Annotated in this window: 13 protein-coding genes and 1 pseudogene; 8 read left to right on the top strand and 6 right to left on the bottom strand. The window is 59.9% G+C overall.

What is annotated here, in order from left to right:
* Positions 1-32 precede the first annotated feature (32 nt).
* Genes ASD95_RS03490 through cysD form a run of 3 tightly spaced genes read right to left on the bottom strand, consistent with a single transcriptional unit; the run spans position 33 to position 3,828 of the window.
* Entirely contained in the window at positions 33-1,001 is a 969-nt protein-coding gene (locus tag ASD95_RS03490) for a hypothetical protein (protein ID WP_056728190.1), read from the bottom strand.
* A complete protein-coding gene (gene cysN / locus ASD95_RS03485) occupies positions 998-2,899 on the bottom strand; it encodes a sulfate adenylyltransferase subunit CysN (RefSeq protein WP_056728188.1) in 1,902 nt (633 codons plus the stop codon). Before cysN ends, ASD95_RS03490 begins: the two co-directional genes overlap by 4 nt.
* On the bottom strand, positions 2,899-3,828 hold the full coding sequence (gene cysD / locus ASD95_RS03480) for a sulfate adenylyltransferase subunit CysD (protein ID WP_223542537.1): 930 nt from the start codon (positions 3,826-3,828) through the stop codon (positions 2,899-2,901). The genes cysN and cysD overlap by 1 nt, the downstream gene beginning before the upstream one ends.
* A gap of 280 nt (positions 3,829-4,108) precedes the next feature.
* Between cysD and ASD95_RS03475 the strand changes: the two genes are divergently transcribed.
* From ASD95_RS03475 to ASD95_RS03455, 5 genes are all read left to right on the top strand, one after another.
* The gene (locus tag ASD95_RS03475; RefSeq protein WP_056728184.1) at positions 4,109-4,879 is read left to right on the top strand and encodes an SDR family NAD(P)-dependent oxidoreductase; all 771 of its coding nucleotides are present in this window, start codon (positions 4,109-4,111) and stop codon (positions 4,877-4,879) included.
* Positions 4,880-4,945: 66 nt separating this feature from the next.
* Positions 4,946-6,208, top strand: a complete 1,263-nt coding sequence (locus tag ASD95_RS03470; protein WP_156385880.1) for a sulfotransferase family protein — start codon at positions 4,946-4,948, stop codon at positions 6,206-6,208.
* Positions 6,205-7,428, top strand: coding sequence for a hypothetical protein (locus ASD95_RS03465; RefSeq protein ID WP_056728180.1), 1,224 nt, complete (start codon positions 6,205-6,207; stop codon positions 7,426-7,428). Before ASD95_RS03470 ends, ASD95_RS03465 begins: the two co-directional genes overlap by 4 nt.
* Before the next feature lie 73 nt (positions 7,429-7,501).
* Positions 7,502-8,611 carry a Gfo/Idh/MocA family oxidoreductase gene (locus tag ASD95_RS03460; protein WP_056728176.1) on the top strand — a complete coding sequence of 370 codons (1,110 nt, stop codon included), beginning with the start codon at positions 7,502-7,504 and terminating at the stop codon, positions 8,609-8,611.
* Between the two features lie 16 nt (positions 8,612-8,627).
* A complete protein-coding gene (locus ASD95_RS03455; RefSeq protein ID WP_201783896.1) occupies positions 8,628-9,647 on the top strand; it encodes a zinc-dependent alcohol dehydrogenase in 1,020 nt (339 codons plus the stop codon).
* A 181-nt stretch (positions 9,648-9,828) separates the two neighbouring features.
* Here ASD95_RS03455 and ASD95_RS03450 read toward each other — a convergent pair whose 3' ends face one another.
* Positions 9,829-10,092, bottom strand: a complete 264-nt coding sequence (locus tag ASD95_RS03450) for a hypothetical protein (RefSeq protein WP_056728174.1) — start codon at positions 10,090-10,092, stop codon at positions 9,829-9,831.
* Between the two features lie 181 nt (positions 10,093-10,273).
* Here ASD95_RS03450 and ASD95_RS29535 point away from each other — a divergent pair.
* The 3 genes and pseudogenes from ASD95_RS29535 to ASD95_RS03440 form a co-directional block, all read left to right on the top strand.
* A pseudogene (locus ASD95_RS29535) lies at positions 10,274-10,366 on the top strand (hydrolase); the annotation flags it as partial.
* 332 nt (positions 10,367-10,698) lie between these two features.
* Positions 10,699-11,052, top strand: coding sequence for a DUF6124 family protein (locus ASD95_RS03445; protein WP_056728172.1), 354 nt, complete (start codon positions 10,699-10,701; stop codon positions 11,050-11,052).
* A gap of 1 nt (position 11,053) precedes the next feature.
* A complete protein-coding gene (locus ASD95_RS03440; protein WP_056728170.1) occupies positions 11,054-11,302 on the top strand; it encodes a hypothetical protein in 249 nt (82 codons plus the stop codon).
* A 58-nt stretch (positions 11,303-11,360) separates the two neighbouring features.
* Here the strand turns inward: ASD95_RS03440 and ASD95_RS03435 are convergent, their stop codons facing one another.
* Positions 11,361-12,560, bottom strand: a complete 1,200-nt coding sequence (locus ASD95_RS03435; protein ID WP_056728167.1) for a type II toxin-antitoxin system HipA family toxin — start codon at positions 12,558-12,560, stop codon at positions 11,361-11,363.
* A complete protein-coding gene (locus tag ASD95_RS03430; protein ID WP_056728165.1) occupies positions 12,557-12,808 on the bottom strand; it encodes a helix-turn-helix domain-containing protein in 252 nt (83 codons plus the stop codon). Before ASD95_RS03430 ends, ASD95_RS03435 begins: the two co-directional genes overlap by 4 nt.
* Between the last annotated feature and the right edge of the window lie 54 nt (positions 12,809-12,862).

The raw sequence follows: 12,862 nt of genomic DNA, 5'->3' as shown, positions 1-12,862 counted from the left end.
GGCAGCTGTAAACATTACTGGGGTAATGACTGCTACCTGGAGAGGCTCCTTTCGAACTCGCACGTAAAGCGGTCGACTTCCGATTCGGGCAGATGATTGATACCTCCCGCCAGTTTCCTGCCACCGCCGCTGTCAAAGGTGCGGCAGAAGTCAGCCGCAGCCACCGGACTATGTCCGGGAGTGCGCACGCTTACCGTGAATCCACCTTGCCTTTTGGGCGACAGGATACCGAGCGCGCGATCTGGCTGTGCCTGCATCAGCTCATTGGCCAGGGTTCCGATGACCCGCCGTGCCCATGGCGCGTCTGGCAACATCAGCAGCATCGCGCCGGGCACCTGGCGTGTCGGTGTAAGCCGGCGTGCCAGATCCATGTCCTCCTCATAGCCAACCGCCAGCCGCGCGTAGGCGTCCGAGCCTGCGACGAACTCCAGCGGATCGACAAAGGGCTGCATCAGGGTCGACAGCTCGGCCGGATCGAAATGCAGATCGGCAACGGTCTCGCCATAAGCGTTGTAGTTGAGATAGAGGCCGAGCCGCTCCAGGACCCTGGCCGCTCCAGCATCTATGCCTTGCGCCTTGGCCATGGTGCAGCCCACCTCAGGCAGGCTGTCGCCGTATGCCGCGGCAATCGCCCATGCACGATGGCGACCGCCAAGATAGCGGTCGACCAGGATGCTGGTGCAGACGTCGGCAGCCTCGTCGATATAAGGCTCGAAGCGCCCATGCCGAGGCATCTCCCCTGCGTGATGATGATCGAAGTAGCGCACCGTTGCGCCTGCCCCAAGCAGGCGAAGCAGATCGGTACGATTCTGATCGAGGGAGATGTCGAGTACGGTGATGGCATCCCCCTCGCACGCTTCGATACGCCGCAGTAACTGAATGTCGCGTTTGACACCGGTCAGCAGCCTTGCGCCGGCGAACTCGTCAGGCGCGGCAAGCCGCAGTTGTTGCAACGCACAGAGTCCATCGGCATCCCCATTGAATGCAACGTAGCGATTCATAGGGCCTCGCGAGCGACAAGATGGCTGACGATCAGTTCGGCTGCTTCCTCGGGAGAGCAAGCGGTGGTGTCGATGCGAATTTCCGGGTTTTCCGGCGGCTCGTAGGGGGAATCGATGCCGGTGAAATTCGTCAGTTCGCCACGGCGAGCTTTCTTGTAGAGACCTTTTGGATCCCTCTGTTCTGCCACGCTGATCGGCGTGTCGACGAACACCTCGAAGAACTCGTCCTGCTCCACCAGCTCGCGCGACATTCTGCGTTCAGATCGGAATGGAGAGATGAAGGACACCAGGACGATCTGCCCCGCATCGACCATCAGCTTGGCGACTTCACCTACGCGTCTGATGTTCTCGACCCGGTCGGCTTCGGAGAATCCGAGATCTTTATTGAGACCGTGGCGCACGTTGTCACCGTCAAGCAGATAGGTATGTTTGCCCAACGCATGCAGTTTCTTCTCGACGAGGTTCGCGATCGTGGACTTGCCGGCACCCGACAGACCTGTAAACCAGAGTACGCAAGGCTTCTGCCCCTTGAGTGTGGCGTGCGCCTGCTTGTTTACGTCAATCGCCTGCCAGTGGATGTTCTGCGAGCGACGCAAGGCAAAGTGCAGGAGTCCGGCGCCGACCGTATTGTTGGTCAGGCGGTCAATCATGATGAAACCGCCGGTATCGCGATTTTCCTTGTAGGGGTCAAATGCGATTGGCTGGTCAAAGCTCAGGTTACAAACGCCGATTTCATTCAGTTCCAGTGTCTTGGCGGCGAGATGCTCGAGCGTATTGACGTTGACCTTGTATTTCGGTGTCGCGCTGGTGGCCGTCACGGTCTTGGTGCCGATCTTCAACAGATAGGGGCGGCCCGGCAGCATCGGTTCATCGCTCATCCAGATGATCGTCGACTCGAACTGGTCTGCCACCCTGGCCGGTGCATCGATCGTCGCGAGAATGTCGCCCCGGCTGATATCGATCTCGTCCTCGAGCGTAATCGTGATCGACTGGCCAGAGACGGCTTCCTCAAGGTCACCCTCGCGCGTCACGATACGTGCGACCCGGCTTTCCTTCCCCGACGGCAGGACACGGAGGCGATTGCCGCGCTTGACGCTGCCGCCGACAACGATCCCGGCATAGCCGCGGAAGTCGAGGTTCGGTCGGTTGACCCACTGCACCGGCATGCGAAACGGCCCGGACTGATCCGCAGCATCCTCTACCTGCACCGTCTCAAGGTACCCCATCAGTGTCGGCCCCTGGTACCAGGGGGTGTTCGCGCTCGGCTCGGTGATATTGTCGCCCTTCAGGGCTGACATCGGGATGGTGACGATATTCTGCAAGCCAATCTGGCTGGCGAAAGCGCGATAGTCCGCGTCTATCTTGTCGTAGATCTCTTTCGAGTAGCCCACCATGTCCAGTTTGTTGATCGCCAGCACGACATGGCGAATGCCAATCAGCGACACCAGATAGCTGTGTCGGCGCGTCTGGGTCAGCACCCCTTTGCGCCCGTCGATCAGAATGATGGCGACATCCGCTGTCGAGGCTCCGGTGACCATGTTGCGCGTATATTGCTCGTGGCCCGGTGTATCGGCCACGATGAACTTGCGCTTGTCGGTCGAGAAGAAGCGATAGGCAACATCGATGGTGATGCCTTGTTCACGCTCGGCGGAAAGTCCGTCGACCAGTAGTGCGAAATCCAGGTCGCCACCTTGCGTTCCTACCTTCTTTGAATCCGCTTCCAGCTGGCTCAACTGGTCTTCGAAGAGCATCTTCGATTCGTAGAGCAGGCGCCCGATGAGCGTGCTTTTTCCATCGTCGACGCTGCCGCAGGTGATGAAACGCAGCAGGCTCTTGTTCTCGTGGGATTTCAAATATTGCTCGATGTCTTCGGCAATCAAATCGGATACGTGTGCCATTAGAAATACCCCTCCTGTTTCTTTTTCTCCATCGAGCCCGCGGAGTCGTGATCAATCAGGCGACCCTGGCGCTCGGACGTCCTGGCCAGAAGCATTTCCTGAATGATGGCCGTCAAGGAGTCGGCCTCGCTCTCGATTGCGCCGGTCAGCGGGTAGCAACCCAACGTGCGGAAACGCACTTTCCTGATCTCGGGAACCTCGCCGTCATTCAGTGGCATGCGCTCGTCATCGACCATGATGAGCGTGCCGTCGCGCTCCACCACCGGTCGCTCTTTCGCCAGGTAGAGCGGCACGATCGGAATGTCGTTCAGATAGATGTATTGCCAGATGTCGAGTTCGGTCCAGTTGGACAGGGGAAACACCCGGACGCTTTCGCCCTTGTGCTTGCGGGCGTTATACATCCGCCACAGCTCGGGGCGTTGCAGCTTGGGATCCCAGCGGTGCTGCTCGGAGCGGATCGAGAATATCCGTTCCTTGGCTCGCGATTTTTCTTCGTCCCGCCGTGCGCCGCCGAAGGCCGCATCGAAGCCGTGCTTGTCCAGCGCTTGCTTCAATCCCTCGGTTTTCCAGATGTCGGTGTGTATGGCCGAACCATGGGAAAAAGGGCTGATGCCCTTTTCCAGCCCCTCGGGATTGATATGGACGAGCAAGTCGAAGTCGTGCTTTTTCGCCATGGCGTCGCGGAACTGAATCATCTCGCGGAACTTCCAGGTCGTGTCGACGTGCAGCAATGGGAACGGCAGTTTTCCTGGGTGGAACGCCTTCAGGGCCAGGTGCAGCATCACTGCACTGTCCTTACCGACGGAGTAGAGCATTACCGGGTTCTCACACTCAGCGACCACTTCTCGCATGATGTGAATGCTCTCGGCCTCAAGACGCTGCAAGTGCGTCAGCATGTATTTCCTCCTTCCTCTGCGCTGGGTCGTGATGCCACCGAGAATCCGATGACCGGCCCTGTCACTCGAGGTGCGATTGCGTGTGGACGTTTATCGCCCACCTCTTTTTTAAGCCTTGTTACTTAAACTGGCTTTAAAGGTAGATCTCGCAATTGCATGGATCATCGTCCGTTAAGACTATTCGCAGCTCGAATGCTTTTAATACTATCGCCTTATCTTGAACCGCCAGTCGGCCGGGGCGATAGCTGCTGCTCCTGATCGACTGGCCCATTGCGCCGCAGCAATCAGGTGTACCTATTGGAGGCAACGCCCCATGAACACTCAACAGGCCGACTGGCCGAACCTTCAGTTTGACTACGACAATTGCCATGTCCTGGTGACCGGTGGCACCAGTGGCATCGGGGCCGGCATCGCCGCAGCGTACCGAGCAGCAGGTGCGCAAGTGACGATCACCGGCACCCGGCCCTGCGCCGCCGATTACGACATTGACCTCGACGGCTACCGCTACTTGCAGCTCGACATCGAGAACGCAGACAACATTTCTGCCGTCGCAGCAGCGCTGCCGCGCCTGGACATCCTCATCAACAACGCCGGCTTTGCGCTGCCAAGCAGTGGCCTGGACGAGTACGAACCGGACGTTTTCGAACGCGCGGTGCGCATGCACCTGGTCGGTGGCTATCGCATGGCGCATGGCTGCGCCGACAAACTCCTGAAGAGCACGCTGCCAGGCGGCCCTTCGATCATCGGCATTGCATCAATGAGCTCGTTCTTCGGGATCGATGTGGTGCCTGGCTATGGCGCGGCAAAGACTGGCGTCGTCGGGCTGACCCGGGTACTGGCGGTCCATTGGGGCGGACGCATTCGCGTCAACGCGGTCGCGGCGGGGCTTACCGCAAGCCGCATGACGGCGACGACTGTTGCCAATCCGCAGTGGTCCGCGCCCACGCTTGCGCGTACGCCGGCAGCACGCCTTGGGGTGCCGCTGGACATCGCCGGTCCAGTCCTTTTCCTGACGAGCGCCGCCGCCGGCTGGATCACTGGACAGACACTGCCTGTCGACGGCGGTTTCACGGTCGCCGGCTGAGTCCGGCGTCGGCCCTTCCTGTACTGCCTGTCGCCAACACCTCTCCTCACATTTATGGAGCAGCGCATGAAACCTGACATCATCCGTATCACAGACCTGGGCGCCCCCGAGCTGACCGAGCGGCAGCGTCGAGCGATCGCGGGCGTCCCCCCCGTGGAAATGCGCGAGGAGGCCGTCCTTGCAGCCGCATGCCAGCGCACGGGGCTTTCCGACTTCGGTTCGGAGGACTTCCGCGAACGGCTGCGAATCTGGCTGAAGAGTTTTGACGAGGATACGGAGCTCGGCCCCCTGGGGCGCGCGGGGATGTTCGGCGATGCCGTGCGCTACGCATCTTCGCGCCTGCGCTTCGAAGATCTGGCGAAGCGAAACCCGGAAATCAACGACGTCACGATTGATCGGCCGATCATCGTCGCCGGCCTTCCCCGCTCAGGCACGACCCACTTGGTCAACATCCTGGCAGCCGATCCGCGACTGCGCTCGATGCCGCTATGGGAAGCGATGGAGCCGATTCCTGCGCCACAAGACCAAACGCCAGGCGGGGAAGATCCGCGCATCGTTCGTACCCGTCAGGCCTGGGGCGAATTCGAAGCCATATTGCCGTTCATGCCGGCGATGCACGAAATGTCCCCCACCCACGTGCATGAAGACATCGAACTGCAAGGCCTGGACTTCTCCTCCTATCTGCCGGAATGGCAGTCTCGCCCGTGTCGCTGGCGCGACTACTACTACAGCCACGATCAAACGCCGCACTACCGTTATGGTCGCCGAGTCCTGCAGGCGCTCACTTGGCTCCAGGGCCCGAACCGATGGGTGATGAAATCGCCGCCGCACATGGAGAACCTGCGGCCGCTGATGACGACCTATCCCGACGCCACGCTCGTCATTACCCATCGCGACCCCGTTGCCGTGCTCCAGTCCGCCATCACCATGATCGCCTATGGCGACCGCATCCGCCGCCATACCGTCGACGTAAAGGCGTTGGCGCGCTATTGGACAGATCGAGTGGAACATCTTCTGCGTGCCTGTGTTCGGGACCGGGACAGTGTTCCCGTCGGCCAATCGCTCGATGTGCTCTTCGACGACTACATGGCCGACCAACAGACGGTGATCGAACGCATCTATGCCATGGCCGGCCTGCCACTGACCGCCGATGCCAAGGCACGGATCCAGGCCTATCTGAACGCCAATCCACGGGGCAAGCATGGTCGCGTCATCTATGACCTGAAAGGCGATTTCGGTGTGGATATAGCCGCTTTGCGCGAGCGATTCGGCTTTTACTATGAGCGCTTCTCGGTCAAGCCAGAGCGCATCGAAGGAGAGCGGTCATGACCGATCAAGCTACGCAACGCCTATTGTCCGGCCGTGCATGGGACGACTTCTGCGAAACCGTTCGCCAGGCCGGCCACAGGGTCGATGCTTTCGGCGCCGAGGCCGATACCCTCGACCGCGCCGAATGGTATCGATTCATGACCCGGCTCATGCGCAACGGTTTCGAACGCTACCTGGAAAACTGCGAGCCAGAACGGCCGCGCCTGCGCGATGCGCCCTGGCGCCAGTCCATCAACTTCCAGTCTCCCGATCAGGATCATCTGCTTGCCGAGTTCGTCGACGGTAGTCATGACTATCTCATTCGTGGTCATCGCGGCGGGCTGCCGTACTTCGTCATCGCCTCATGGCGCGCACCACAACCGCGCCATCCGGGCGCTCAGGACTGGGCCTCGCGCGGCGTGGCCAGTCTTGGAGAATTCGATCCCGCTGCGCTGCAGACCACCGGCTTCATCTCCTCACGCCAGGTGAAGTTCGATACGCAGGGCAACTTCGAGATCGTTGTCAGCCAGAACAAACCCGCTGACGGGCGCGACTGGCTGTCGATCTCACCGGACTGCGTCGGTCTCCTGGTGCGCACGCTCTATCATGATCGCGCGAATACCGCGCCGCCTCACTTCACCATCGAACGGATCGATAGCCCGCAACCTCGTCCCGTCACCGCCGCCGAAATAAGTGATGCGCTCGCCAAGGCGGGCCAGATGGTACTTGGCTATTGCGAACTGGTGCGCAGCTGGTGGCAGGACAATCTCAGCCAGCGGCCAAACCGCATCCGCTTCGACCGCGCGGTGTACCTGTCCAATGGCGGCGTGCCGGACCGACACCACGGCTTCGGTACCTGGGAGTGTGCTGGCGACGAGGCGCTGGTTATCGATTTCCTGCCCTCAGCTTGTGATTACTGGATATTCCAGCTCTGTTCGATCTGGCAAGAGAACCTCGACAACTACGAGGACGGCGGCGGTTGCGTGCAGAAATACAAGGCCAGCTATCGCCAGGACGGCTCGGTGCGCGTCATCGTTGCGCAAGGCCAGCCCGGCATCGCCGGCAATTGGGTCCAGTCCTTCGGACATGTCCATGGCGGCATGAGTTTGCGCCTGATTGGCACACAGGGCGAGCCGCCGCAGGTAACGCTGCGCCGTATTGCGCTGACCGTGCTGCAAGAACGTGGTGAAGAGGCGCTGCAAGACATCGTGCCGATCATCAGTGGCGAGGTGGCGCAATGAGCGTGCTGTCCAGCGAAATGACGCGGTGCCGCATCGTGGCGCTCAATCCCGTCCTGCATGGAGGCGACCTCTGATGACCCATCCCATAGGTGCCGCAGTGGTCGGCACTGGCTTCGGCCTGTTCACCCATGTCCGCGCGCTGCGCGAGGCCGGGTTCGAGGTGCGCGCCATCGTCGGCCGAGACCGTGCCCGCACCATCGCCCGTGCCGCGCCGCTGGGTATCCCACTGGCGACCGATAGCCTGGCCCAGGTGCTGGCTGATCCGGCGATCCAGCTCGTTACGGTGGCAACGCCCCCGCATGCACACTATGCACCGGTGATGGCCGCGATCGCCGCCGGGCGGCATGTCGTGTGCGAAAAACCCTTTGCCCGCGACGCCGCCGAAGCAGCGCAGATGCGCGAAGCCGCGACAAAGGCCGGTGTTCATCACCTGCTCGGCGCCGAATTCCGCTTCGACAGCGCGCAGGCGCTGCTGCGGCGCGTTGTTCAGTCGGGACTGATCGGCACGCCGCGCCATTTCCTGCGCATCTACCATCAACCGGGCCTGCAGGACTCGACAAGCAAACTCAGCGACTGGTGGGAGGACGCCGACCAGGGCGGCGGTTTCCTTGGCGCATTCGGCTCGCACATGATCGATCAGGTCGAATACATGTTCGGCCCCATCACTTGTGTCTGCGGCATGTTGCAGACGCTGGCGCCCGGGCGCCCCACCATGACCGCCGACGATTGCTACACCGTGCAGTTCGAAACGGACAGCGGTGTTGCCGGGTCAATCATCGCCGCGCTGGCCGCGCCGGGGCCGCTGGTGATGGCCACCAAAGTGGTGGGCAGCGCAGGCGGCGCGTGGATTCAGAGCGGCGCGACGTTTGGTGACCCCGAAGAAGTCTGGGTGAGCGACGCCGATGGCGTGCGGCGCATCGAGATGCCCGCGGATCTGGTCAACGCAATGCCGACAGCTTTTCCCGTCGCAGAGCTGATCCAGACCGAGCAGGACCGCTGGCACACCATGGGCTTCGATGTTGCGCCTTATGCGCGCCTGTTCGCCGAGATGCGCACGCGGATCGAGAATCGCGCACCCGCGATCCCCGAGCGCGCCGCCACATTCAACGACGCTGCGCGTGGCCAACAAGTGCTCGACGCCATTCGCCTGTCGGCGCGCAAGCGCGCCTGGATCACAATCTGAAATGAAGGAATCCACTATGACGAAATTGATGCTTCATGCAACGGTTCACGGTCCTGACGATATTCGTGTCGAACAGGTACAACGCCCCAGTGCCGGGCCGGACGATATTGTGGTCAAGGTCGTGGTCTGCGGTATCTGCGGCTCTGACCTCGGTTATGCGCGCGCCGGTGGCCTGCCGATGGGGGGCGATGGTCCTCTGTCGCTCGGGCATGAGTTCTCGGGCGTGATCGAGGAGGTGGGCGCGCGAGTGACGGCGTTGCATAAAGGCCAGCGCGTGGTGGTCAACCCGACGACGCCTGCGAACATGATCGGCTCCGGCGGCCCTGGGGCCTTCGCCTCGCACATTCTCGTGCGCAATGTCATGGCCGAGTCGTCGGTCTACCCCATTCCCGACACCCTGGACTTCGAAACCGCTGCGCTGGTCGAGCCGCTCGCCGTCGCGCTGCACGGCGTCAACCGGTCGCGTGCCGGCGCTGGTAGCAAGGTGGTTGTTTTCGGCGCGGGCCCCATCGGGCTCGGCGTCGTGGCAATGCTCCGTCTGCGCGGCGTCGCGGACATCATTGCCGTCGATCGCGTGGACTCACGTCTAGAACGTGCGCGCGCGCTCGGTGCAAACGCCACCTTCAATCCCGACAACTGCGATCTCTGGGCTGAAATCGGCCAGCGCCATGGCGCAAGCACGCTCTACGGGATGCCAGTGGTGGATACCGACGAATTCATCGAGGTGTCGGGCGCAGCGCCGGTCATTCCCCAAATCATTGCGCGCGCACGTTTCGGGGCGCATCTGACGGTGGTGGCGGTGCATCACGCACCGGTCGCCATGGATCTGGCGATGGCGCTGGGCAAGGAGATGGAAGTGACCACCGCCATGGCCTATCCCACCGAGTTTGGCGAGGTGCTGGAGATCCTCGCCGCCGGCCGGATCGACACCACCGCGCTGATCAGTCATCGCTACGCCTTCGAAGACTTCGAGCAAGCCTTCGCTACCGCCGCGCGTGCAGATGAATCGGCCAAGGTGTTGGTAACGTTCGGATGAGTCTCAAGCCAGAACATGGTGGCTTTACGGTTGCATCATCGTTCTTGCGCAAACGACCACCATGACTACAGCGCATTTCGATGATGTCCACCCTGGATCGAAGCGGACATCCACCATCTCTCGATATCCCGAAGCGCTTGACCGGCCTGCCGGCAAGCGCAAACAGGCCCCACACTAACGATCAGTACTTGATATCCCGGGCCGTGCGACGGGTATCCTGCTTGGTGCTGCGCTTGTCCTGGCGACATTCCACGTTGCTCTTGTCGCTGCCCTTTCTGCATTCATCCTTGGTTTGCCGGGCAGTAGAGCGCCCATCCTGCCGGGTATCGCGAGCTTCACGCCGCTGCTCACCCTGCTCGGTCGCGTAGACGGGTAGCGTCACCCACTGCACGCCGGCGGCGATGAGCAGCGTTGCCAGGGCTTTCAAGTAGTGCTTGCGAATCATGATTTTTCTCCAATTCAACATCGCTCGATCGCTTCGTTCGCTCCCCCCAGGAATTCAGCGAAAACGTGAGTTACATCGTACGCCCACAACTCACAAAAGCACTTTGTGGCAGGTAAAAGCTGACGATAGGGTCACATGGACAGTCGCGCAATGCCGCTATGTGCATGGTTGCAATATGGGCACTGCAGGGTCGTCACTGGACCGGACGAGCGGGTTGGGGGTCAGGCTTTGGGGGCATCATTTCAAGCACACGGTGAGATCGAGTGACCTGTGATCGATGCAACGACTTCACCGCGTCCTAGGACATTTCCCGCAAGACGCATCGCCTTTCATGAACTGGCGGACGCAACTTCTCGACGATAGCCTTCAGGGGTCGCTGCAAATCAGCGATCGGCTTTGACAGGCTGAAAGTGTAATCTTCACACCTCCCAAATCAGACAGCATGCATTCGCGCATGTAGTCACGATTATGGCGGCTGTGCGCGGGGCACCTTCGGGTGCACCGGGTTCTCACACTTCCGGTCTGTCAACCCGCGTATAGCTGCCACCCAATCCTGTTTGACAGCAGGGGATGGCAGCTTCTCTAAACAGTGTGAGGAATGCCATCTTGAAAAAGAACAGCCCCAATCCCCCGGAAACCCCAGCCAATTTAGCTGAAGACAAAATCGACTTATCGAAAACCACCGAACCCGCCATCAGCGCCCGCCTCCGCAACCCCAATCAACTCGACCCCATCAGCCACGTCTTCACCCTGCGCCCCAACATCGACACACCGTCCCTGCTCACCCACGCCAGCGAAACCCTGGCCTCGCTCAACGTCATGAGCACCGACCTTGCCTGCGAGCTTGAGAGTTCGCCTCGCAACATCGCCCTGGCGATCCAGCAGTTGGCCGTGCTGGCGCAATTGCTGGTGAACCGGGCACTGGACAACATCGCGCCACTCGACGAAGTGGAGGCTTGAGATGGATCGATACATGCCGATGACCGGCATCGACTGCACCATCGCGTCGCTGCTGATCGACACCGAAGCACCGCTGGATGTACTGCATGAAACAGCTGCCTACCGCATTCGAACCGCGACGCAATTGCTAGAGAGTTTCGCGGCTGATGAGGGTGTTTACAGCGAACTGGCGCGGGTGCTGGTCACGTCCCTGCGCGATGGATGCGATTTGCTGGATGTGGTTGGGCGGCGGTTGCGGATGCAGGTTTGATCTCGGAAAACAAAATGGGCGACTTTCCTGAAATCGCCCATTTTAATTGATGTTGAAACTACCCAAACGTCAGGGCGAAAGGGGCTGCCGCGTGCTGTATTGCCTTCACCACATGAGGCGCCTGCTCCCGAAACTCAGGGTAGCGCTTCAGCACCAACTCAACTGCCGCAAGCAATCGCTGAATCCGCAACTCAGGATGTTCCACCTCACACGTCTGTGCAAACTCCAACAACCCCTGACGGGAAGCAAACAACGACTTGTTACCCATAAGGTCTAGCGCCAAAACATCTTCAGGGATATAGGCCGTCGTATTAACGATGTCGTATGCCGGCGCGAGGCGCGCGTCACGTTGGGTCGGCTCCGAATAGAGCAAGCCGAAGTTCTTTAAATGAGCATCGCCGTTCCCAACGATGCAGCTCAGCGCTATGTAATCGAAAAGTTGATCAAGCGAGGTTCGTTGATTGTTTGCCGGGCAAAACAGCCGAATCGCTTTGGCTATGGCAGCATAGCTTTTGCTGTATTTCTGATCGGCCGAGAGCCCCATCAGTGCGGCCATGTCCTCGAATCCAATCGGGTTAAGCTGGTCGTCCCGATCAAAGCGACGCATGACAAACAGCCTTGCATTGTCGGACAGGTAAAACTGCGGGACTGGAATGCCCGCCTCCTTGGCAATGGACATGCAAAGGAACTCATTGATGGCCAGTCCTGGAAACTCATCCCGGCCACTCTTGATTATCAAGTCAGAGGTTTTCGAGGTGGCTCGTCGCAATTCGAAATCTTGCTGCTCAGGCACCAAAACCTTCGGCTGAACACCCGATATACCTGCCCGTAAAATATAGCGGTCAAGAAGGTCGGCGAAGATATCTTCCGCTCCATCCCAGGTGAGAATTTCTTCGAGTTTTTCTCCAGGGAACTGCTGTTCGCCAAGCAGGGCATCAACGGTTTCGGAATGCACCTGAATCCTGCCAATTGGCGAACTGCTGCCAGAAAGAGCAAGCAACAACATTGGATCGACATTTACGGTTTTCGCCAGGCGATTGCGCAACTGCTCCAACATATAGCCTTCAGGAAGGTTCATCTGGAATACGGGATGCAGATCCCGCCGACGAAACTCGTCAGCCCGCACGGGCATCGACAGACTGATGGAGGTGTTGGGTAAAGCGTCTTCTAGATAGCGAAAAATATAATTATCGCCGCTGGTGAGGATTCGGCCGCTATGGCCCTCTGGGGTACTGACTTTGAGGGAGGTCATTTTCATTCGAACAACTCCCCAAGCTCTTCAAGGGTCGGCATGGCCGCCGGTATAACGGTGAGCTGGCAGTCCAAAGCGCTCAAGACTCTTGCGTAAGCGTTCATGGCAACAGTATCGACACCCTGCTCGACAGCAATGACTTTCTGCCGCGTCAAACCGGCGAGCTCAGCAAGTCGAGCTTGTGTCAGACCGCGCCTGATACGCGTTTCACGTATTTGGCTACCGAGTCGGGATATCAGCAGGACGTATTCCATGTTCAGTTACCGTGACATTTATATTTAAATGTATCGTATACAGAACATTATTGC

Source organism: Pseudomonas sp. Root71, assembly GCF_001429045.1.
Taxonomy (GTDB): domain Bacteria; phylum Pseudomonadota; class Gammaproteobacteria; order Pseudomonadales; family Pseudomonadaceae; genus Aquipseudomonas; species Aquipseudomonas monachiensis.
Note: the sequence above shows the minus strand (reverse complement) of the source record. Positions and strands in the feature narration are given on the sequence as shown.